The organism is Citrobacter sp. Cpo091, assembly GCF_030332645.1.
In the GTDB taxonomy this organism is placed as follows: Bacteria; Pseudomonadota; Gammaproteobacteria; order Enterobacterales; family Enterobacteriaceae; genus Citrobacter; species Citrobacter portucalensis.
In genome coordinates this window covers 103,339-124,918 of the sequence record NZ_JAOWHL010000036.1, presented here as the reverse complement: position 1 = coordinate 124,918, position 21,580 = coordinate 103,339, and the positions used below count along the sequence as shown (strand labels likewise).

The window sequence follows — 21,580 nt, the reverse complement described above, 5'->3', positions numbered from 1 at the left end:
GCAATGACGTCCTCCACCAATTTGTTAACGCTAGCGGTCTTTCAGGCTTAACCACCAGTCCCAGATACCTACGTGAAAATTTTGGAACACATCAATACCTAACGCGGATTTGATCATATACAGCGTCAGCAATATGCAGCAGGTGACGAATAGCACGGCAATCAGCAGCAAAAAAGTGAGTAACATTCTCGACAGGGTTGATTCCTGGCGATGCTGGCGGCGTAAATCTCTGCCAAATAAAAAAACCAGATAATAACGCTTACTGAAAAAAGGAAAGCTTCTGCGAATATCGATCTGATGCCGCGAAGTCAGGGTTGTAGCAAGGAGCGCTTTTTCCACCCCTTCTTTTTGTTCAGGGGTCAATTCCTCCGCTATCCGCTCATCAAGGTGAGCGTAAAACCGTTCGATGGCAGGAGGACGATTTTGAGGACTGGTCAAAATTAACCTATATCTTTATCAATGGAGTGGTAGACGTTAACCGTCTTTTTGGCGATTTCATGCCAATTGTAGTTTTGCAAATATACACCATAGTCCACGCTATTTGCTGTTGCCCCTTGGCCTAATTTTTCAGCCAGACCGGTTACATCTCCCACCTTAAAATAGGCCTCGGCGGGCAGTTGAACTTCAAGGTTAGCCGGAATATCACTGACGATGGCCGGAAGAGAAAATGACATTGCCTCCAGCAGCGCAATGGGCAATCCTTCATGGTATGAGGGCATCACAAACAATTTAGCCTGCGAAAACACCGCCTGAAGTTCGTCACCACGTAAAAAACCAGTCATCACAACACCTGGCGTGTCGGCGGCAAGCTTTTTGAGGCGCACGCTGTATTCGGTCGGATGATCCGCATCGCCAATTAACACTAACGGCATGGTCAAACCACTGCGTTGATAAGCGGCGATGGCATCATGCATCCCTTTTTCTTCCACAAACCGCCCAACCACCACGAGGTAGTTTTTCGGCTGCAGTCCAAAGCGGGAGAGCGTATTGTCGATGGTGAGCTGTGATAATAACCGCGGCTCGTTCACGCCATTGTGAATTAAATGCGCATCATAGCGACCGTGTTTTTTCTGGATCAGTTGATTAATAACGTCAGAAATCACAATCACTTCGTTGGCATATCTCACCGCCCAACGCTCACCCAGCAACAATATTTTTTTGGCTACAAATCCCCATTTCTGGCGATCGTAATCGGGCCCATGGTGGGTAAAAACCACCTTCTTACCCATCACGCGTAAGAGTGGGATCACAAGGCCAGGGCCGATAGCATGGACATGCACAATATCTGAATGGTCGATACGTGTCCTAAACGCCGCTATAACGGAATGGACAATCGCTTCCAGCGAGCGCTTTTTGGGTGCCCACAGCGCGTAGGTTTCGACTTTTTTATATACCGATCGTTTGTAATTTACATATGGCGAGCGAGCAATCACGCAAATATCCACGTCGAACTGCTGCTTAATGGCAGGATATAGATTCTGACAGTGTGTCTCCACACCGCCCAATACATCGGGAATACCACGTGTTCCAAAAACCGTTATTTTTTTACTCATACTATGGCCTGCTCAGCAGTTCTTTATACAGCGCCTGTAGGGTATCCATATGTTTACTCAGCGCATATTTTTCACTCAACCGCGCACGACCAAGTAAGCCCATGACCCGCGCTTTCTCTGGCGAGTCGGCCAGGGCATCCATCGCATTGGCTAACTCCTGCGCATTGCCCGGTTCGAATAAAATCCCTTCGATACCGTCACGAATTTGTTCCGGTATACCGCCGATGCGCGACCCGATAACCGGCTTGCCTAAGGACATCGCTTCTAATATCGCCATAGAACAGTTTTCATAGCATTCTGAAGGCAGGATCACCGCTCGCGCATGCTTAATAAGGTTGTCGAGGGCTTCCCCTTGTTGCACATAACCTAAAAACTCAACATCAGGGTATTTGGCGGCTAATTCATCATGCAACGGACCGTGCCCCACAACTTTCAGCGGCGCTTTGTTCTGCATTTTTTTATGCGCTGCCAACAACGTTGCCACGCCCTTTTCACGGCTCAGACGGCCAAAGTACAGCATATAGCCCTCATCGCTCACTTCAGCCAGGGGACGGCTGTCATCAACGCCATTGACGATGACATCAATGCGCGAATTTGGCAGCGTGCGCAGCAAGACACCGCGTAAAAAAACGCTTGGTGAAACAATCACATCCAGTGCCTGATAGTTTTGTGCAATGTACTGCCAGGTTGCCTCCAGGGAGAGCAGTAAACTTTTTGAGGCTGAACCTTCCTGACAACGATATCTGAAGGCATTGAAAACCGTTCCGGTAATACAGGAATCACACACCTTGCCGTCGCGCAGCATGGAATACGCGGGGCACACAATCTTATAGTCATGCGCAGTCAGCACCGTTTTGCAGCCAAAATTGCGCGCAACTTTAATCAACGCTGGTGTTAACTGATGGTAGATGTTGTGAAAATGGACGATATCCGGGCGCTCTTTTTCTAATAGCGCCAGCATTCTTTTGCAGGCCTGCGAATTATGAATAAAGTTAACCGCCGTTTTGATACCACCCAGCAGATTGCTCGCTTTGTGGTAGTCCACATTACTGACGAAATAATCCGCATAGTCCGAGGGGAAATTATTCTCATGCTGCATAGAGAAATCAATAACCCGCACTCCGGCCTGTTTCAGCATATCGCGCTCTTGAAAATAAACTGTTTCTGCGCCGCCTTTGATGAAAAAAAACTTGTTAACCAATAATACTTTCATGGCGCCTGCCCCGGTTATTCATGAATGATTTTACTGTTAGGCGGAGTCAGCGGATCGCGTACCGGATAAAAAATACCTTTGATCAGCCCCGCTGAGCGTACGATTAAATTAATAACGCTTTGCAGCCCATCTGTTAACGAGCGGTTTTGCACAATCTTCAACAAAGCAAACGCCAGTAATGGTAGAAGCGCAACGGCAAACACATTGATATTTAAACTGAGCAGCGCCACAAATAAGAGAATAAGGTAGAGCGCAAATACCGCCTCATTCTTCACGATGTTGAATGACTGGGAAAACCAGGGCTTCCCCCAACTACAACGCAAAAGCTCACCTGGCGCCTGGTAATAACCACTGGTCCAGCGCCGCGCCAGCATCTTAAACGTCGGCAGCGTATGTGACGTATGGCTGAAGTAAGGAATATCCAGACGCCGCAGTTTATAGCCTGCTTCGATTAAACGCAGGCCCAGTTCAGCCTCTTCATACGCGTGCAAATTACGGTTAGTCAGATAACCAATTTTTTCAATCGCCGACCGACGATACAGCCCACCGCCACCCAGATGATCGCTATCCCCGAGTGGATAGATTTTATTAATGCGTTGCTTACGCGATTTAAATTCATAGTTTACGGCATCGTCCATTTCAACGGTTCCCGCAACGCCTGCATATTCTGGTTCGGCCTGCAAAAACGCGACGGCCTGATCCACAAAGTCCTCCTCCAGCTCCATGTCGCCGTCCATCAGCAGCAGATATTCCCCTTCACTATACAGATAACCTAACTGGTGCCCGACGCCACAGCAGCGATCGCCAGGGTCAGTTAAGGACACTACGGTCACCCCTTTATCGATCGCAAGCTGTTGGGTGTTATCCGTTGACAGACTATCTGCCACAATAATTTTGTGTGGGTAATCAATAAGCTGCTTACGGATACTGTCAATCGTCTTCTCAATACATTTAGATTCATTGAGTGTTTTAATACTCACTGAAATAAACGGTTTTTGGTCCATACAATTACCCTACGCAGCGAAGGACGGTTCGACGAATCACTAAACTTGATCCTAGTGATAAATAGAACAGGAATTGTAACATCGGTGTAATCATCAGTATCTGGCTGTAAGGTAAGCTAATTAAGCAACTGATAGCAAAAGCGTTAAACGCCGGTGCAAAGCTCAATAACTGGAGATCCTGCTGGTCCAGTTGTTCAAGCGTCAGTAATGGCTTTGGCTGACAAACTTTCAGGATATAAATGAATAAGCTAATAAAGAGCAACGTGCCGATCACCCCAACTTCCCACAGCAGCATACTCAGGGAAGTCGAGTCGAGAATTAAGTTGTAGATAATATTCAAAAAGCCCGGCGACACCGTACTACCACTGTTAGTGGCATTGAGTCCGTAGCCAAATAACGTTCCTGAAAGCCCCCACAGATCGTTATTTTTCAACCAGAACAGGAACGTCGTAAAGCGCCCTAATTCACCGGTAGACATAATGTAGTTCGGATCAAAGATATAGCTTAAGGAGTCGATAAAAATACTTAACGAGCTTTTCGATGGATCGCCACCGAACGCTGTAGAATAATAGTACGCGAGGATCACAATCGACAGGCTAATAAGCAACAGCATTCCCGCCACAATAACCAACAACGTCTTCAGATTGACCTTACTAACGTCTTTGACGTAGCTCGGTGAAAGCCACACCCACGCCAGGAATATAGGCGATAGCAGGATGACAAACTTCACTTCACCAATGATGCATAACCCGATACCGAGAACAATATGCAGCGCCATGGATTTGAACGTGGTGAGTCCATGCTTATATTCTGAGACTTTTAACAACATAATTAACAGGCAAAACAGGCCCATTGCGGCAGTATTCCCGCCTCCCATTGGGTCACCGCCAAACGTGCCAACCACGGAGTCCCATTTCTCATCTTCGCCGCGCACCGCAACGCGCTGGGGAACAACCAGTAAAACCTGATAAATCATTACCGGAATCTGCGCGTAAAACACCCAATACAGATAGCGCGTTGCGCGGTAAATCTGTGATTCCCTGCAAAAGCCCAGCAGCAAACAGATCATCACCAGCGACAGCGCAATTTCGTTTTTAAATGCCACAATCGCGACGGTGATCCCGCCCTGAATCAGCGTCGATGCTCCAGCCAGCACCAGAAACGAAAAGTACAACGCCAGGACAATCGTCTCCTGGGCATCCAGATGTAAGGAGCCATCACGCGTCTGCATCACCAATAATCCCACCATCAACAGGGTCAGGAAAAAAGGTATCCACAGCACTGACTGCATGCCGGTAAAGTATTGCACCAGGCCACACAGGATCAGCGTGACAAAGGTATAAACCTGTAAATAGTATCCGGTATTCAGCGTCATAGTATCACCGGCTTGTCTTTCAGGAGATTGGCTCGCTTATTCATTTTCAGATAAATGAAGGCGTAGCGAATAAATGTCAGTGAAGAAAACAAGATGACCGACGTTGCATAATCTTTATAAAAATAGGGCGTCACAACAAAAGCGAAGAGTACAATCGCCAGCTGTTCCAGTTGGATACGCAGAAAATAGCGATGGGAACCAAAAATAAGCTCTATCACCGTCAGAGGGCTTATCGCCAGCGCCGGGAATAAATAGGGCAACATGTAGCGTGACGTCTCAATGGAGTTTATCCAGTCTTCGCTAAAGCCGAGGCGCATCACAATCGGATAGAAAATAAAAACCCCAAGGGTACAGATAGCCCCTAGTACCAGCAATAGCATACGTACCCTGGTATACTCCTGATAGTTGAAGGTATTATTTCTGAAGTCGATAGACCATTTAGAAAAAATAGTATTGCGCACCGCATTCCCGATGATCACCACCGGCGCCAGGCAAAAGCGGCTAACCACGGAAAAATAACCCGCCGTCAGCGCCGAGAACCAAAAGTTAATCAGCATAATAGGCAAATTGCTGCTGGCCATCGCCAGCACTTCCGCGCTGCCCACTTTGGTAATGTGATGAATATTCTGTTTGAAAAAATGCCAATTACTGGTGGGCCGCAGATGTCTGGCCGCCACCGAACGAATATCAAACGAATGCAAAATACAGCTTATGGTCAGCACCATCGTCGTACAGGCCCACGACCAATAAAATAGTTGTACATGGTGCGTAACCAGAACCGAAAGTAATACCACCACAGAGACAGAAATACGCTGGAAAATCAGAAAACGAAAGTTGGCCGTGCGTAGCGACAGGTTTTCCGAGATTAAAACCCACGCCGTTGCCAGCGTCAGCAAATAGAGAAACAGAATGTTCTGGTGAAACAGCCACGCGGTCAGCACAGCATACGGTAAGGCAATGATCGTGCTTTGGATCAGGCAAAACACAACATTCTGCACCAGTTCGTCATCCTGCTGTTTAGGAATTAACAGCTGTGATGCAAAGGTACACACCTGAGCGCCCACCACGGCGATGCTGTAGTTGAGCGCATAAAGTCCCACTTCAGCCATATCGTACTTGTGTGAAATCAACCAAATAGACAGTGCACCAATCAACTGCGAGATGACTGATGAACCGGCTATCGTGGAAGCGCTCTTCAGTAGACTCATACGCGGCCTGGCGTTGCCATCAGTTGATCGGTACTGAAGTTCAGTGAACGCAGACCCTCTTGCGTCTCAAGATCCTTTTCTTCAACTGCATTGAGCACCGCACCAATCACCACGCCGTTATTTTCCTCGATCTTATCCAGCGCGTTGGCGATTAGTCCCGCGGAGCCCGCCCCGGCTTTCACAATGAAAACAACGCCATCGACGGTACGTTTGATCAGTTGAACATCCTGGCTCTGATTCACGGCAGCAACATCAATAATGATGCGCTGATAATGCGATTTCAACTCACGCATTAAGAGTTCAACATGCTCCGACGACAGCATCAGTAAAGATGAGATGGTGTTCTTGCCGTGTGGAATAAAGTCGAGGTTATCACTGAGTTTGATCCTCGCCTGTTCAAGCTCTGTCTCCCCGCGCAGCAGTTCCGCTAAGCCTGCGGATGTAGCTGACGCCAGCTCGGATGTGAGCCCACCAGTGTTAAAGAAATCTGCATCAATAAGCAGTGTTTTCTGGTCGAAACTAAAAGAGTTCGCTAACAGATTCGCCAACAAAGAACGCCCATCGCCGTGCTCCGTCGACGCCACGGCGAGCGTCTGTAAAGGTCGATTATCCAGCATAATCCGGGTACGGATACCGTGCACAATATCGGCATTAAGCGGGTTCTTCATGATCATGTCCCGCACCTGTGCGCGCCCTGAGGTTCCGCTAAAACGACGAATTTCACCCAACGGAACAACATTGAGCCGTTTTTTCATGCGACTAAGGGTACCGATTGAGTTATCCATTGCCGCTTTGACAATGAAATACATGATGCTGAACACCACCACCAGCATGACCACCATCAGCAACAATAAAGATTTATTCGGTTTCGCCGGTTTTAACGCGGGTACCGCAGGGTCGTATAACACCGCATCGGCATTCACGCCGGACAGCGACAGCTCCTGAGTACGTTGATAAAGCGATTTATACAGGTCTTCCATTTTATCTAACGACAGCTTTTGACTGTTCCAGGCATCCCGTTTTGACGCCATTTTCTGGAAGATCTCTTTCTGCTCAATCACTTGCTGTTGATAGTTTTTTTCGTCCGCCAGCGCCGCCAGATATTGCTGACGTAAACCGACTTTCAGCTCGCCCAACACTCGTCCGGTCTGGCTTTGGATCGACTGAACATCGGCCTCGGCTTTTAAAATAGCGGGATTTTTTGGCCCATAGACTTTACGCTGTTCGGACAACGTTCGTTGCGCCTGAATCAACGCAATGCGCAAATCCTGGATCTGAGCGTGGTTAGAGACCGAAGGCAGCGAGATAACGCTCTCAAGGGACTTTCCTCCCCCGTTCACCTCGTTATAGACGGATTCAGCGGCAACCCGACGCTGGGTCGCATCGGCCAGGCGATTAGTTACGATACTTAACTGCTCGGTTTCAAAACCATCGATACCGCGGAAGGTCAGCAGCCCGGCATTTTTCAGATAGCTGTCCATCTCGTCTTTTTGCTTAGCTATCGACTTCTGAATCTCTTCCATTTTTTCAAAATTCAGTTCGCGAGCTTTCTCCACCTTCAGACGTTTCTGCTCCACCGTATAGTTGATGAAAGCCTGCGCGACGCCGTTGGCAATATCAGCCGCAACCTGAGGCGAAGTTGATTCATAGGTAATGGAAGCCAGGTTCGTCGTGCGAATACCGATGACATTCAGGTTTTTCGATAACGTTTTCAGCGCTTGCTCCATTCTCAGTTGCCGACTTTCATTGCTATCAGCCCCCTGAGCACCGGCTTTTTCCCCGGTAAACTCCGGGTTTTCATCCAGCTTCATATCACGTACGGCTTGCTCCAGCACAATACGTGAATGCATCAACGCATATTGTGTTTCGTAGTAACCACTGCGTGTTGAATCGAAACCATCAACCTGTGGAAACGGAGAAACGTTATCAGCCTGCGCCTTAATTAGCACCGTCGCCGTTGAAACATACTTTGAGGACATCATGCTGATTAACGGATACGCGACGACCCCGGCAACGATACCGGCCAGCGCGATTTTCCAGGCGTTCTTTTTCAGCTCTTTGGCAAAGCGGGAGAATTCGACACTGCTTTCTCGTTTTTTGCCGTTTTCCACTATTGATAGTTTCATCGTCAGAAGAACCCCATGCCAATAATCACGACATCCCCAGGATGAACAGAGTGCGTTAAATCGACATTCTCAAGCAGCTGATTGCTCCCTGACAGGCGAATGTTGATATCTTTTCGGTCAGCACGATCTGTAAATCCACCCGCCTGCGCAATAGATTTCTCGACGGTAAGCCCTGGCTCATAGGCGAAGCCATTTGGACTTTTTACCTCACCTGAAACATAGTATTTGCGGAACTCGGCAATACTCACCGTCACCATTGGAGATGTAAAATAATCTCCGGTCAGGCGTTGAGTTAATTCTTTAGTCACTTGATCAACGGTTTTATCTTGTAATTTAAGAGCACCAACAAACGGGAAATTAATTTCCCCGCTCTTATCCAAAATAAACCGCATCGTCATATCGGGTTGACCATGAACAGCGATATTGACCGTATCCCCCGCCCCAAGCCGGTAATCCTGCTGAACAGTAGCAGGATCGTCCATTAATCGCGGGCTGGACGCTGTGCATCCGACCAACAGGATACTGAATAGCAAAACCGCGCACAGTTCTATTATTTTCATTTTAGATCTGAACCTTAGCTTTAAGCATAATCATAGAATTATCATAACCCAACGTTCTAATGACTTCCTGATTGTCGTTGGGACCGATATAAAACGAGTCAGTATCCTTATTCGAATTTAATGTATCTATCTGATATTTAATCTCAAAATTAACCGACGGCGTGTAGTCATAGCTCATGGTGACGCTAAACACGCCATCTTTATCATGTCGATCCTTGTTCTGTTTTTTATAGTCTTCCGAAGTGAATGAGTAGTCCAATAAAGTAGAAAAACGAGTGCCTAACCAGAAATGCTGGTAAGAAAGGCCATACTGGGTCACTAAAATATATCCCCCAACTTCCGATGGGTCTTTAATGCTTTGCGCAGAGTGGGCCGTGAAAACAGACTGCTGTAACGGCTTCCACTCCGCTTTTATGTCCCAGTTTAGACCATTAAAATCATGCGAGTTTGCGTTGTTTTCAAATGTTTTATACAGCCATGAAATATTCATGTCGACATTGGTTTTCCCCGTCAACTGCGACTTCAGGCCATACAGTAAATAATACTCATTAGTGTCTTTATCTGAGTTGTTATCATAGCGACGCTGGTTAGTAATAAAGCTATAGCGAAAGCGCGTTCTGGATGAGTATTGGTCAAAAACTTCCGCTATCAGGCTATTTTCATGCCATTCCTGTTCCTGAATATAATTGTAGAAGTCCTCACTGCTGTCCCGAACATCAGAGGTGTTACCGAAAGTCAGTTTTTTGTATAACAACGCCAGTTCCGCTTTGCCGCGACCATCAGGCGCACCGTAGCTGTAGCGCAATTCGCTATTGATAAAATTCGTCGTCAGCGGAGATTTAATCCCATACTGCTCAAACTGACTCGGTAGAAACCCCTCGGTGATGTCACGACCGCGGGATTCATGCCCAAGCGAATCCTCCAGATTGAGGGTTAAGCCATGCTTGAGTCCATAACGCCAGGCACCGTTAAAACGGAAAAAATGATCGTTGTAGTTATCAGCAGAATCGCTTGAGTAATTACGATAATCCCCAGAGTACATCAGCAAATACTTATCCTGACCACGCTCTCCAATCATGCTCAGAACGGGCGCCGCACTCTGAAACGATGAACCGATAGCATCGCTGCTATGTGGCTGATAAGACACGTTATCATTATAACCATAGTCCACAGCGACCTTGCCCTGGAAGTCTATCCCCGCAAAGCCAATGTGTGATTTCGGTGTTAAATCAGCCCATGCGGACTGCGATATCACGATTCCGGTAATAACGAGTAATTTAGTATGCATTCTTACCGACAAATCCTTTGAAAATAGTTTTAATAATAATTTTTATATCCAGCCATAACGACCAGTTTTGAATGTACTCAATATCGTACTGAACCCTTTTTTCCATCTTATAAAGCGCATCGATCTCCCCGCGGAACCCGTTGATCTGCGCAAGCCCAGTGATCCCTGGCTTAACTTTATGGCGAATCATGTAATTTTCGACCTGTTTTCGGTACTGCTCATTATGCGTAACCGCATGAGGTCTGGGACCGACAATCGACATACTTCCCTGCAAAACATTAATAAATTGCGGAAGTTCATCCAGCGAAGTGCGGCGCAAAAAGCTCCCGAATTTGGTTACCCGCGGATCGTTTTTAGTGGCCTGAATAACCGTATCGGAATTCTCCATGACGCGCATAGAACGAAACTTCCAGACCTTAATTTTTTGCCCACTCAAGCCATAGCGGTCCTGTTTGAAAAAAACCGGCCCACGGGACGTGAGTTTGATACCAATGGCAATCGCCAGCATCAGGGAGGAAATCATCACCATAATGATGCTGCCAAGAACCAAATCTTCCGCCCGCTTAATAAACGAGCCCGCCCCTTCGAACGGTGAACTAAAGATACCGATAGTTTGCAGATTGTGGATGGAGCGTAACTTGGACATGTTGTTACTGTAGGTATAAAAGTCAGGGACAATATAGGTATCTACGGTGGTGTCTGACATCATGGCCAAAAAGTGACGAATGCGATGTAAAGCAACCATCGGTAAAGCAATATAGATTTCGTCTATGTTTCCCTTCTTGGCTTCCTCGACCAGATTGATCACCGGACCACGAAAGGGGCTTTTAACCTTATCAACAACATCGCCACAGCGAGATAAGGCGCGCTCATCATAAAAGGCCAGATCTAATGTGATATTGGCGTATTCATTCATTAGCGCGGTTTCTGCGGCCAGACCATTGTCGGTCAGACCAATAATCGCCACACGGATACTCTTTTTCGTTGAATACTTAAAAATAAAAAAACGAATGTAGTAAAGAAAAGGTAATGGAATGAAGTACCAGTAAATAATGGCTGAATAAAAAGGGGAAGGCAGTCTGTCTAAGTAGCCCAGTGACTCAGGTTCAGCCACCGTCATACTGACCAGTTCGTTAAAAAAAATCGCCAGCAGCGTACAAAAAACCAAGCGCTTTTGATTACGTAAACCGATCGTCTTAATCTTTTGCTGGTACATTTTAATGTATTCAGCAAACAGCAAGAAAAAGATTGAGAAGAGAAGACTCAAAATGGCAATGGTGTTAAAGGGCACCAAACCCAGCAGATGGGCGCTAAAAATTAACGTCACATTGATAACAATGAAATCGACCAGTTTTAAAAAGACTGGATATCCTTGGCTGCTAATCTTTAGCGATTTTTTAAGCATATCTCAGCCCATTATTTATTGATCTTTAATTGTTTTTTTCTCATTTCATGTTGCTAATTATATCACAAGTCTAAAAAACGCAATGGTACATTGTCAGTAAATGTAAAAAATAATACTCATTACTGTGACAACACTCCCCAGTGAAATCGTATCTATATGATTTTAATGCAGATAATATCAATAGAAGTTTTATCTACCTCAGCAAAAAAGATAACCTTTAACAACATTTTCGCTATTGACAGATAACATCCCATGGTCTATGAAAAAGTGTTTTATGTATGATAAATTGCACAAAAGTATTGTTTTAGTGACGTTGAATCACCTTAGAGGTGCTGTTTAATACAGTAATTAAAATAAAAACAGCTGCCTTACGACAACATTTCAAATGATATTAATAATACAATTAATTACCTTTTATTATAATTAAACAACAAATATCATCATCATGAATGCCTCATACGGTAACGCTTAAAAAGCGTACCCGAACCCTCAGCCCACCTAATGTCTCACTACGCGTTAGCTGAGGATGCGTGCGATGCAGACGAGCAATATCATTGACCAGCGCCAGGCCGATCCCGGCGCCTGGGACATTGCCTACGTTATCAAGACGATGAAACGGCAGCAGGGCCTGATGAACCATCTGCTCATCTATGCCCGGCCCGCTATCTTCGACCACCAGCACCACGGCCTCTCCTTCTCGTTGCAGCCGGGCGGTCACCATCCCCTGCGACGGCGTGTATTTCAGTGCGTTATCCAGCAGATTCCCACACAGCTCGCCGAGCAGCACTTCATCTCCCTCGACCCACACCGCGTCCTGTACCCCCTCATAGCCCAGATCGATCCCTTTACTACGCGACTGCGCCAGTCGGGTAAAACAGCTGGTTTGCACCACCTCATACAGATTAACCGGCGAGAAATGCCTTTCCCCCTGCTCTTTGCGCTTCACCGCAGACAGCTGCAACAGCCTCTCCGTCAGTTGAATGGTATTATCGAGCGTGCTACTCATGGCTTGTAAACTCTCATACCATTGCCGCGGTTCGGCGCTGGCGAGAGCCACCGATGCCTGAGTTTTCAGTACCGCCAACGGCGTTTTGAGCTGATGGGAAGCATCCGCGCTGAAGCGCTCCTGGCGAGAGATCAGACCGCGAAGTCGGTCCAGATAACGGTTGAATGCCACAATCAGCAGACGGGTTTCCGACCATGGCAGCAGCTCCGGCAGCGGCGTCAGCAGGCCTGGCTCACGACGCACCATCAGCGATGACAGCTGGCGCATCGGGCGTAGCACCCGGCGCAGCAGCCAGCCAACCAGCACCAGAGTCAGTAGCACCAGCAGCCCTTGCGAAACCCACGAGGAAAACAGCAGCTGTCGCGCCAGATAACGCCGCGATTGCAGCGTTTCAGCAACATAAATCTCCGCCATGCCGACAATGCCGCCTTCGTTGACGGGCTGCAGAAGACGTGCCACGCGGATTGCCTCACCGCGATATTCGGTGTGATAAAACCATGCCAGCGCCGGGTAAAGACGCGTGCGCGAGGTAGCAGGCGGCATCGCCGGTAAATCGTCATAACCAGAGATAACCTTCCCCGCCGGATCAACCACTTTGTAATACAGTCGGTCGTTCATATTCAGTTCAAAGCTGTCCAGCACCACCCATGGCACGTTCACTTCCAGCTGTTTATTGCGCACAACCAGCCGCTCGGAGACGGTCCTGGCGGATGAGAGTAGTGTCCGGTCATACGCCTGGGTCGCCGCCTGTAGCGCACTGACATAGCTGTTGAATGCCGACAGGCCCCACAGCAACATTAGCGGCAGGCCCAGAAACATCAGCAGTTGCAGGTACAACGATTGGGGTTTAACCCACTTCATCGCTACGCTCCAGCACATAGCCCAGACCACGCAGCGTAGCAATACGCACATCGCTTCCCTGTAGCTTTTTACGTAAGCGATGGATATACAGCTCAATGCTTTCAGGACTAACCTCATCACTCAGGCTGAAGACCTGCTCAAACAACTGCTGACGTGAAACCGGTCGCAACCGACGGTACATCAGCACCGTTAACAGCGCCTGTTCACGTGGCGTGAGCGCCAACGGCTGCCCCTGCAACAGAAAATAGCCTTCATCGTGAAACGCCAGCTCCCCCAGTTGCTGTATGCCTTGCACCTGTCCCGCACTGCGACGCAGCAAGGCCCGCAGTCGGGCATCCAGTTCCTCGATTTCAAACGGCTTTGCCAGATAATCATCGGCTCCGACGTTCAACCCTTTCACCCTATCGGCCACCGCGCTACGCGCCGTCAGCAGCAGGACAGGAAGCGTCTGCCCGCGCTTGCGCAGCCGCTGAACGACTTCCAGGCCATCCAGCCCCGGCATATTGATGTCGAGCACCGCCAGCGCATACGTTTCGCTATGTAAAAGATGGTCGGCTGCCAGGCCATCAAACACGCAGTCAACGGCAAAACCGTTTTGCACTAGCGCTTTCTCCAGCCAGTGAGCTAACTCACGGTTATCTTCCGCTAATAAGAGACGCATATCACATCCTGTAAAGTTTCTGCCGCATTGAAAGGGAATTGAAAGGTTAATGTTTTAACAATCACGCAACCGAACTGCTACACATCGGCTCACATAATCACAAAAATCTTCTTCCGTACCTGAAAATCCGGTTTTCCGGTGTGAGGATAAACAATGAAAAAACAGTTATTTCGTACCCTTACTGCAAGCATTTTACTGATGAGTACCTCTGTACTGGCAGAACAAGCGCCGTCGCGCACTGAATGTATCGCCCCTGCTAAACCCGGCGGTGGTTTCGATCTCACCTGTAAGCTGATTCAGGTGAGTTTGATGGAAACCGGCGCTATCGAAAAACCGATGCGCGTGACCTACATGCCCGGCGGCGTTGGCGCTGTGGCCTATAACGCGATTGTTGCCCAACGCCCGGCTGAAGCAGGCACCGTGGTGGCCTTCTCCGGCGGCTCCTTGCTGAATCTGTCACAGGGCAAGTTTGGTCGCTACGGCGTGGATGATGTCCGCTGGCTGGCCAGTGTGGGTACCGATTACGGCATGATTGCCGTACGTCAGGACGCGCCATGGAAGACGCTGAAAGATCTGCTGACAGCCATGGAAAAAGATCCCAACAGCGTGGTCATTGGTGCTGGCGCCTCTATCGGTAGCCAGGACTGGATGAAGTCGGCGTTGCTGGCGCAAAAAGCCAATGTCGATCCGCACAAGATGCGCTACGTGGCCTTTGAAGGCGGTGGCGAACCGGTTACCGCATTGATGGGAAATCACGTACAGGTGGTTTCCGGCGATCTCAGTGAGATGGTGCCTTACCTCAGCGGCGACAAAATCCGCGTGCTCGCAGTGTTCTCTGATGAACGCCTGCCGGGCCAGTTAGCCAACGTACCAACCGCTAAAGAGCAGGGTTATGACCTCGTGTGGCCTATCATTCGTGGCTTCTACGTTGGGCCAAAAGTCAGCGACGCCGAGTATCAGTGGTGGGTTGATGCCTTTAACAAACTCCAGCAGACCGATGAGTTTAAAAAGCAGCGCGATCTGCGCGGTCTGTTTGAGTTCAACATGAGCGGTAAACAGCTCGACGACTACGTGAAAAAGCAGGTCACGGATTATCGTGAGCAGGCGAAAGCCTTCGGTCTGGCGAAGTAAACGCAGAGGCAAAGATGATGAGCGATCGTATTTTCGCAGGTATCTGGCTGTTGCTCTGCATAGCCGGGCTGTTCGTGGCCTGGCAAATCAGCAGCGAATACAGCTATGAACCCGTAGGGCCGCGTCCCTTCCCGCTTGGCATTATCAGTCTGATGCTGGTCTGCGCCGTGGCGCTGCTGTTGCGCCATCCGGACACCATCAGTTGGCCCCGTCGCCACGTGCTGCAAAAGCTGCTGACGATGGTCATTGTTCTGTTGATGTACGCCTGGGGTTTTGAGTGGCTCGGTTTTCCCATCGCCACCGCCATTCTCACCGTGGTGATTGGCATGCTGTTCGGCGCAACCATCCCGGCTGCGGGTATTTCCGGCGCGGTGCTCGGCATTCTGCTGTGGTATGCCTTTGACCGACTGCTTGACGTCACCTTACCACTCGGCGCCTGGCTGGGTTAACGGAGAAACGATGGATACCTGGATTTATCTTTCTCAGGGTTTCGCGGTGGCAATGACGCCGGAAAACCTGGTCATCGCCTTGATAGGCTGTTTTGTCGGCACCATTGTGGGTTTGTTGCCTGGCCTTGGGCCGATCAACGGCGTGGCGATTCTGCTGCCGTTGGCCTTTGCGCTGCATCTGCCCGCAGAATCCGCGCTGATCCTGCTGGCTACAGTCTACATAGGCTGTGAATATGGCGGGCGCATCTCCTCCATTCTGCTGAATGTTCCTGGCGATGCGGCGGCGATTATGACCGCGCTGGATGGTTACCCGATGGCGCAGCAAGGACGCGGCGGCGTGGCGCTCTCTATCTCGGCGGTCAGCTCTTTCTTTGGTTCGCTTATCGCCATCGGGGGCATCATTCTGTTTGCCCCGGCGTTAGCCCAATGGTCGCTGGCCTTCGGTCCGGCGGAATACTTTGCCTTAATGGTTTTCGCCATTGCCTGTCTCGGCAGCATGATGGCGCAAAATCCGCTGAAATCATTTCTGGCAGCGCTTATCGGTCTCGGACTTGCGACCGTCGGCGTAGACGCCAACACCGGGGTTTATCGCTTTACTTTTGACAGTGTCCATCTCTCCGACGGTGTGCAGTTTATCGTGGTGGTGATTGGGCTGTTCTCTGTCTCTGAAATACTGTTAATGCTGGAACATACCAGCAGTGGCCAGACGCTGGTGCGTAAAACGGGCCGCATGTTGTTCAACGCCAAAGAAGGTGCACAGTGCGTAGGGGCCACCCTGCGTTCATCAGTGATTGGCTTTTTCGTCGGCGTTCTGCCTGGCGCTGGCGCCACCATTGCCAGTGCCATCACCTACATGACCGAGAAAAAGCTCAGCGGCAACAGCGACAGCTTTGGCAAGGGGGATATTCGTGGCGTAGCGGCGCCAGAAGCCGCCAATAACGCCTCGGCTTGTGGCTCTTTTATTCCGATGCTGACGCTCGGCGTGCCGGGCTCCGGTACCACGGCGGTGATGATGGGCGCGCTGACGCTGTACAACATCACCCCGGGGCCAGCCATGTTTACCGAGCAGCCGGATATCGTTTGGGGACTGATTGCAGCGCTGCTGATTGCTAACGTAATGCTGCTGGTGATGAACATTCCGCTGATCGGTCTGTTTACCCGCATGCTGACCATCCCGCTGTGGTTTTTGGTACCGGCTATCGCGGCAGTTTCCGCGGTTGGCGTGTACGCCGTTCACAGCACCACCTTCGATTTGGTATTGATGGTCGCCCTTGGCGTGCTGGGCTACATCCTGCGTAAAATGCACTTCCCAATGTCGCCATTGATTCTGGGCTTCGTTCTCGGGGAAATGCTGGAGCAGAACCTGCGCCGGGCGTTGTCTATCAGTAACGGCAGTATGGATATTCTGTGGGCCAGCGGCGTGGCGAAAGTGCTGCTGGTGATGGCGGTACTGGTTATCGTGGTCCCGCCGGTGCTGCGCATGATCCGTAAACGCAACAGCAAACCGCAGGTGGATATCGGTTAATAATATGCCGGATGGCGGCGCTATTGCGCCCTATCCGGCCTACAATTTGGCTCGGTTGTAGGCCGGATAAGTGCAACGCCATCCGGCATTTTTATTTTCCGCGCAGCCCCTGCGTTCCTTCCAGCACATGTTCAACAAACCGTGTCAGCTTAGGCAACGGACGCAAATCCTGTCGCCACAGCAAATGAATTGGCCGCGGCTGCGGCGTAAACCCTTCCAGGATCCGAATCAATTTCCCCGTAGCCAGTTCTTGCGCCAGCAGCACCTCAGGTTGCAATAACAGCCCAGCCCCCGCTACTGCCGCCATACGCAGGCCATGACCATCGTTACAGCGCAGGATCGCATCGCGCTTCCATCTGACCTCCCCCGTCACGCCAGGCAGTATCCACTCGTTTCGAGCCGTCCACACGGTATGAGACAGGCACAGATGATCCACCAGATCCACGGGCGTCCGGGGGGTGCCATGGCGGGCAAGATAATCTGGCGAAGCACAAATTGCCATACGGTAGGGACACAGGTATTTCGCCACCACGTCAGTCTGATGGATATCGCCAATGCGGATCGCCAGATCGACACCTTCATTCACCAGATCAACCATCCGGTTGGTGAGATCCAGTTCAATACGCACCTCTGGCCAGGTCTGTAAAAACGCAGCGGCCAGCGGCGAGATCACGCAAGCGCCAAAAGAAGTGGGCGCGCTAATGCGCAGCGTCCCCGCAGGTGCCAGCCGCAGACGCTCTACCGAACGTTCGGCTATCGATACCTGCTCCAGCACGCGACGGGCTTCTTCAAAATAGACGCGTCCGGCATCGGTCAGACTCTGGCGGCGCGTATTGCGCTCCAGCAAACGCGTGCCGAGCTGCGCTTCCAGTTGGGTGATATATTTTCCCACCATCACCGCAGACATCTCGAGCCTCGTCGCCGCAGAAGTAAAGCTCCCACTCTCCACCACGGCGACAAACGTTTCCATGCCGCGCAGTTTATCCATATTACAAACCCCTGGTTAGTAATCATCTAACTTTTAGCCAGTTTATCTGATTTCATTTTCATTAAAGAATAGCGGCTCACACTATTGCGGAGGTGGTTATGAAAATCGTCATTATTGGTGCCAGTGGTACAGTGGGTCGCGCAGTTACGCAAGCATTGAGCCGTAAACATGAGGTGGTCCGCGTGGGTCGCACTCAGGGTGATTACCAGGTCGATATCACCTCGCAGGAAAGTGTCGAGGCCTTGTTTGAAAAAGTCGGTCGGGTAGATGCGATCGTTTCCGCCACCGGTAATCTGTTCTTTGGGCCGCTGTCGACCATGACCGACCAGGACTTTAATCAGGGGCTTCAGGATAAGCTATTAGGCCAGATACGCCTGGCATTAACCGGGCAGCATTTCCTGAATGATGGCGGATCGATAACGTTAATTAGCGGCATTATCGCCCACGAGCCCATCGCCCAGGGGACAAACGCCGCAACGATCAATGCCGGGCTGGAAGGATTTGTTCGCGCCGCGGCCTGTGAACTGGGCCATGGTCAACGCATTAACCTGATAAGTCCGACCGTGCTGAGTGAGTCCGCCGAAGCTTACGACAGTTTCTTCCCGGGCTTTGAAAGCGTGCCAGCCACCACCGTCGCCAACGCCTACCGCCGCAGTGTGGAAGGCATCCAAACCGGGCGTATTTATAAAGTCGGTTACTGACTTTGCCGCTGCCGTTGACACATCACCAGCGGCAGCGTGATTAACCCACTGTTTTAAAATACTTTATCTTTTTCCTCGCATTAACCCACACCCTTCATAATGTTAAATAATTGTTGCTTTTGATCACAAATAATAAACAAACAAGCTCATTCTGTGCGCGTTTTTCAAAAATGTAGATATTTTTAATTTATGGCTACGAAACGAGCTGCGCCATATCTCCCTGACAATCTACTGAGAGGAACGATTTGATGAACGCACTGACTGCCGTAAAACCGAACGCTGAAGATCCAGCCCAGCACTACAGCGGTTTCACGCTGAAACCGTCAGCCCAATCCCCACGCCTGCTGGAGCTGACTTTTTCTGCTGAGACCACTGAGCAATTTCTGCAGGCCGTCGCGCAGTGGCCGGTTCAGGCGCTGGAATACAAATCCTTCTTGCGCTTCAAAGTGGGCAAGATCCTCGACGACCTGTGCGGCAATCAGTTACAGCCCCTGCTGCTGAAAACCCTGCTCGATCGTGCCGAAGGCGCACTGCTAATCAATGCCGTTGGCGTAGACGACGTGGCGCAGGCGGAAGAGATGGTCAAGCTGGCAACGGCGGTAGCGCACCTCATCGGACGCTCTAATTTTGATGCGATGAGCGGTCAATATTACGCACGTTTTGTGGTGAAAAACGTCGATAACTCAGACAGCTATCTGCGCCAGCCTCACCGAGTAATGGAATTGCACAACGACGGAACCTACCTCGAAGAAATCACCGATTACGTGCTGATGATGAAGATCGACGAGCAGAACATGACCGGCGGTAACTCGCTGCTGCTGCACCTCGACGACTGGGAGCATCTGGATCAGTACTTTACCCATCCTCTGGCACGTCGCGCCATGCGCTTTGCCGCACCGCCAAGCAAAAACGTCAGTCAGGAAGTGTTCCATCCGGTATTTGACGTTGACCAGCAGGGCCGCCCGGTAATGCGCTACATCGACCAGTTCGTCCAGCCAAAAGACTATGAAGAAGGCGTCTGGCTGAGTGACCTGTCCGATGCGCTGGAAACCAGCAAGAGCATTATTTCCGTTCCGGTTTCAGTGGGTAAATTCCTGCTGATCAACAACCTGTTCTGGCTGCACGGGCGCGATCGTTTCACTTCGCATCCGGACTTGCGCCGCGAACTGATGCGCCAACGTGGTTATTTTGCGTACGCGACCAACCACTACCAGACCCATCAGTAAGCGCGAAGGAAAAGCGGATGTATGATTTTGTGATTATTGGCGGCGGCATTATCGGCATGTCGACCGCCATGCAGCTGATTGATGTCTATCCGGACGCCAAAATCGCGCTACTGGAAAAAGAGTCCGGCCCGGCCTGTCACCAGACGGGCCACAACAGCGGCGTCATTCATGCCGGGGTCTATTACACCCCCGGCAGCCTAAAGGCACAGTTTTGCCTGGCCGGAAATCGCGCCACAAAAGCCTTTTGCGACCAAAACGGCATCCGCTACGACGTCTGCGGAAAAATGCTGGTTGCCACCTCCGCTCTGGAAATGGAGCGCATGCGCGCGCTTTGGGATCGCACCGCCGCTAACGGTCTGGAGCGCGAATGGCTAAATGCGCAGGAACTTCGCGAGCGTGAACCCAATATCACCGGACTGGGCGGCATTTTTGTTCCGTCGAGCGGGATCGTCAGCTACCGCGAAGTCACCGCCGCGATGGCGAAGATTTTCCAGGCCAAAGGCGGTGAAATTATTTACAACGCCGAGGTCAGCGCGCTGAAAGAGCATGCTGCAGGCGTGATTGTCCGTACCCGTCAGGGCCAGGAATATGAAGGCGCGACGCTGATTAGCTGTTCTGGCCTGATGGCGGACCGACTGGTGAAAATGCTCGGCGTTGAACCAGGCTTTATCATCTGCCCATTCCGTGGCGAATATTTCCGCCTGGCGCCAGAACATAACCAGATAGTTAACCATCTGATCTACCCCATCCCCGACCCGGCGATGCCGTTTCTCGGCGTTCATCTGACCCGGATGATTGACGGCAGCGTCACCGTCGGCCCCAACGCGGTACTGGCATTTAAACGTGAAGGCTACCGTAAACGTGACTTCTCGCTCAGCGATACGCTGGAGATCCTCGGCTCTTCCGGTATTCGCCGCGTGCTGCAAAACAACCTACGCTCAGGGCTTGGCGAAATGAAGAATTCGCTGTGCAAAAGCGGTTATCTGCGGCTGGTACAAAAGTACTGCCCGAGCCTGACGCTTAAGGATCTGCAGCCGTGGCCTGCGGGCGTACGGGCACAGGCGGTATCACCTGATGGCAAGCTTATCGACGATTTTCTGTTTGTCACCACGCCACGCTCAATTCACACCTGTAACGCCCCTTCTCCGGCAGCAACGTCGGCAATCCCTATCGGCGCACATATTGTCAGCAAAGTACATACGCTGCTGGAGAACCAGAGTAACCCCGGACGCACGCTGCGTGCGGCACGTAGCGTGGAGACATTACACGCCGCATTTACCCGTTAAACCGATTAAGACAG

19 protein-coding genes are annotated in these 21,580 nt (G+C 50.4%); 6 read left to right on the top strand and 13 right to left on the bottom strand.

Going from position 1 to position 21,580, the window contains the following annotated elements; genetic code table 11:
• Window positions 1-30: 30 nt before the first annotated feature.
• The 12 genes from OGY04_RS14640 to tctD form a co-directional block, all read right to left on the bottom strand.
• Window positions 31-438 (bottom strand): hypothetical protein, encoded by a 408-nt coding sequence (locus tag OGY04_RS14640; RefSeq protein ID WP_003826052.1) that lies wholly within the window; start codon window positions 436-438, stop codon window positions 31-33.
• Window positions 439-440: 2 nt separating this feature from the next.
• Complete coding sequence (locus OGY04_RS14635) at window positions 441-1,553, bottom strand: glycosyltransferase family 4 protein (RefSeq protein WP_286585449.1); 1,113 nt, start codon at window positions 1,551-1,553, stop codon at window positions 441-443.
• Between the two features lies 1 nt (window position 1,554).
• Window positions 1,555-2,766 carry a glycosyltransferase family 4 protein gene (locus tag OGY04_RS14630; protein WP_286585448.1) on the bottom strand — a complete coding sequence of 404 codons (1,212 nt, stop codon included), beginning with the start codon at window positions 2,764-2,766 and terminating at the stop codon, window positions 1,555-1,557.
• A 14-nt stretch (window positions 2,767-2,780) separates the two neighbouring features.
• Complete coding sequence (locus OGY04_RS14625; protein WP_100271992.1) at window positions 2,781-3,770, bottom strand: glycosyltransferase family 2 protein; 990 nt, start codon at window positions 3,768-3,770, stop codon at window positions 2,781-2,783.
• 4 nt (window positions 3,771-3,774) lie between these two features.
• The gene (locus tag OGY04_RS14620; protein ID WP_008785587.1) at window positions 3,775-5,145 is read right to left on the bottom strand and encodes a hypothetical protein; all 1,371 of its coding nucleotides are present in this window, start codon (window positions 5,143-5,145) and stop codon (window positions 3,775-3,777) included.
• Complete coding sequence (locus tag OGY04_RS14615; protein ID WP_286585447.1) at window positions 5,142-6,353, bottom strand: lipopolysaccharide biosynthesis protein; 1,212 nt, start codon at window positions 6,351-6,353, stop codon at window positions 5,142-5,144. Before OGY04_RS14615 ends, OGY04_RS14620 begins: the two co-directional genes overlap by 4 nt.
• On the bottom strand, window positions 6,350-8,479 hold the full coding sequence (locus OGY04_RS14610; RefSeq protein WP_286585446.1) for a GumC family protein: 2,130 nt from the start codon (window positions 8,477-8,479) through the stop codon (window positions 6,350-6,352). The genes OGY04_RS14615 and OGY04_RS14610 overlap by 4 nt, the downstream gene beginning before the upstream one ends.
• Before the next feature lie 2 nt (window positions 8,480-8,481).
• Complete coding sequence (locus tag OGY04_RS14605; protein ID WP_003826038.1) at window positions 8,482-9,039, bottom strand: polysaccharide biosynthesis/export family protein; 558 nt, start codon at window positions 9,037-9,039, stop codon at window positions 8,482-8,484.
• 1 nt (window position 9,040) lies between these two features.
• Window positions 9,041-10,327: an outer membrane beta-barrel protein gene (locus OGY04_RS14600; protein ID WP_045899700.1), complete on the bottom strand. Its 1,287-nt coding sequence runs from the start codon at window positions 10,325-10,327 to the stop codon at window positions 9,041-9,043.
• Window positions 10,317-11,732 carry an undecaprenyl-phosphate glucose phosphotransferase gene (locus tag OGY04_RS14595; RefSeq protein WP_008785590.1) on the bottom strand — a complete coding sequence of 472 codons (1,416 nt, stop codon included), beginning with the start codon at window positions 11,730-11,732 and terminating at the stop codon, window positions 10,317-10,319. The genes OGY04_RS14600 and OGY04_RS14595 overlap by 11 nt, the downstream gene beginning before the upstream one ends.
• A gap of 454 nt (window positions 11,733-12,186) precedes the next feature.
• Window positions 12,187-13,599, bottom strand: coding sequence for a sensor histidine kinase (locus OGY04_RS14590; protein WP_267442151.1), 1,413 nt, complete (start codon window positions 13,597-13,599; stop codon window positions 12,187-12,189).
• The gene (gene tctD / locus OGY04_RS14585; RefSeq protein WP_003826032.1) at window positions 13,586-14,260 is read right to left on the bottom strand and encodes a transcriptional regulator TctD; all 675 of its coding nucleotides are present in this window, start codon (window positions 14,258-14,260) and stop codon (window positions 13,586-13,588) included. Before tctD ends, OGY04_RS14590 begins: the two co-directional genes overlap by 14 nt.
• 153 nt (window positions 14,261-14,413) lie before the next feature.
• Between tctD and OGY04_RS14580 the strand changes: the two genes are divergently transcribed.
• From OGY04_RS14580 to OGY04_RS14570, 3 genes are read left to right on the top strand one after another with little or no spacing between them, the layout of a single operon-like run.
• Window positions 14,414-15,391 (top strand): Bug family tripartite tricarboxylate transporter substrate binding protein, encoded by a 978-nt coding sequence (locus tag OGY04_RS14580; RefSeq protein ID WP_008785593.1) that lies wholly within the window; start codon window positions 14,414-14,416, stop codon window positions 15,389-15,391.
• A gap of 14 nt (window positions 15,392-15,405) precedes the next feature.
• Window positions 15,406-15,840 (top strand): tripartite tricarboxylate transporter TctB family protein, encoded by a 435-nt coding sequence (locus tag OGY04_RS14575; RefSeq protein WP_008321484.1) that lies wholly within the window; start codon window positions 15,406-15,408, stop codon window positions 15,838-15,840.
• 10 nt (window positions 15,841-15,850) lie between these two features.
• On the top strand, window positions 15,851-17,365 hold the full coding sequence (locus tag OGY04_RS14570; protein ID WP_003826025.1) for a tripartite tricarboxylate transporter permease: 1,515 nt from the start codon (window positions 15,851-15,853) through the stop codon (window positions 17,363-17,365).
• A 91-nt stretch (window positions 17,366-17,456) separates the two neighbouring features.
• On the opposite strand, the gene OGY04_RS14565 is transcribed toward OGY04_RS14570, so the two are convergent.
• Window positions 17,457-18,353, bottom strand: coding sequence for a LysR substrate-binding domain-containing protein (locus OGY04_RS14565; protein WP_048215709.1), 897 nt, complete (start codon window positions 18,351-18,353; stop codon window positions 17,457-17,459).
• Window positions 18,354-18,451: 98 nt separating this feature from the next.
• Here OGY04_RS14565 and OGY04_RS14560 point away from each other — a divergent pair, with 98 nt between their 5' ends.
• The 3 genes from OGY04_RS14560 (at window position 18,452) to lhgD (ending at window position 21,566) form a co-directional block, all read left to right on the top strand.
• The gene (locus OGY04_RS14560) at window positions 18,452-19,054 is read left to right on the top strand and encodes a short chain dehydrogenase (RefSeq protein WP_008785596.1); all 603 of its coding nucleotides are present in this window, start codon (window positions 18,452-18,454) and stop codon (window positions 19,052-19,054) included.
• Window positions 19,055-19,302: 248 nt separating this feature from the next.
• The gene (glaH, locus tag OGY04_RS14555; protein WP_003037221.1) at window positions 19,303-20,280 is read left to right on the top strand and encodes a glutarate dioxygenase GlaH; all 978 of its coding nucleotides are present in this window, start codon (window positions 19,303-19,305) and stop codon (window positions 20,278-20,280) included.
• A 17-nt stretch (window positions 20,281-20,297) separates the two neighbouring features.
• On the top strand, window positions 20,298-21,566 hold the full coding sequence (lhgD, locus tag OGY04_RS14550) for an L-2-hydroxyglutarate dehydrogenase (RefSeq protein WP_234096574.1): 1,269 nt from the start codon (window positions 20,298-20,300) through the stop codon (window positions 21,564-21,566).
• Window positions 21,567-21,580 lie beyond the last annotated feature (14 nt).

What these genes read in the sequence shown, in the direction of transcription:
- OGY04_RS14635 (WP_286585449.1), bottom strand. Translation starts at nt 1,553, where the DNA reads ATGAGTAAAAAAATAACGGTTTTTGGAACACGTGGTATTCCCGATGTA.
- OGY04_RS14630 (WP_286585448.1), bottom strand. Translation starts at nt 2,766, where the DNA reads ATGAAAGTATTATTGGTTAACAAGTTTTTTTTCATCAAAGGCGGCGCA.
- OGY04_RS14625 (WP_100271992.1), bottom strand. Translation starts at nt 3,770, where the DNA reads ATGGACCAAAAACCGTTTATTTCAGTGAGTATTAAAACACTCAATGAA.
- OGY04_RS14620 (WP_008785587.1), bottom strand. Translation starts at nt 5,145, where the DNA reads ATGACGCTGAATACCGGATACTATTTACAGGTTTATACCTTTGTCACG.
- OGY04_RS14615 (WP_286585447.1), bottom strand. Translation starts at nt 6,353, where the DNA reads ATGAGTCTACTGAAGAGCGCTTCCACGATAGCCGGTTCATCAGTCATC.
- OGY04_RS14610 (WP_286585446.1), bottom strand. Translation starts at nt 8,479, where the DNA reads ATGAAACTATCAATAGTGGAAAACGGCAAAAAACGAGAAAGCAGTGTC.
- OGY04_RS14605 (WP_003826038.1), bottom strand. Translation starts at nt 9,039, where the DNA reads ATGAAAATAATAGAACTGTGCGCGGTTTTGCTATTCAGTATCCTGTTG.
- OGY04_RS14600 (WP_045899700.1), bottom strand. Translation starts at nt 10,327, where the DNA reads ATGCATACTAAATTACTCGTTATTACCGGAATCGTGATATCGCAGTCC.
- OGY04_RS14595 (WP_008785590.1), bottom strand. Translation starts at nt 11,732, where the DNA reads ATGCTTAAAAAATCGCTAAAGATTAGCAGCCAAGGATATCCAGTCTTT.
- OGY04_RS14590 (WP_267442151.1), bottom strand. Translation starts at nt 13,599, where the DNA reads ATGAAGTGGGTTAAACCCCAATCGTTGTACCTGCAACTGCTGATGTTT.
- tctD (WP_003826032.1), bottom strand. Translation starts at nt 14,260, where the DNA reads ATGCGTCTCTTATTAGCGGAAGATAACCGTGAGTTAGCTCACTGGCTG.
- OGY04_RS14580 (WP_008785593.1), top strand. Translation starts at nt 14,414, where the DNA reads ATGAAAAAACAGTTATTTCGTACCCTTACTGCAAGCATTTTACTGATG.
- OGY04_RS14575 (WP_008321484.1), top strand. Translation starts at nt 15,406, where the DNA reads ATGATGAGCGATCGTATTTTCGCAGGTATCTGGCTGTTGCTCTGCATA.
- OGY04_RS14570 (WP_003826025.1), top strand. Translation starts at nt 15,851, where the DNA reads ATGGATACCTGGATTTATCTTTCTCAGGGTTTCGCGGTGGCAATGACG.
- OGY04_RS14565 (WP_048215709.1), bottom strand. Translation starts at nt 18,353, where the DNA reads ATGGATAAACTGCGCGGCATGGAAACGTTTGTCGCCGTGGTGGAGAGT.
- OGY04_RS14560 (WP_008785596.1), top strand. Translation starts at nt 18,452, where the DNA reads ATGAAAATCGTCATTATTGGTGCCAGTGGTACAGTGGGTCGCGCAGTT.
- glaH (WP_003037221.1), top strand. Translation starts at nt 19,303, where the DNA reads ATGAACGCACTGACTGCCGTAAAACCGAACGCTGAAGATCCAGCCCAG.
- lhgD (WP_234096574.1), top strand. Translation starts at nt 20,298, where the DNA reads ATGTATGATTTTGTGATTATTGGCGGCGGCATTATCGGCATGTCGACC.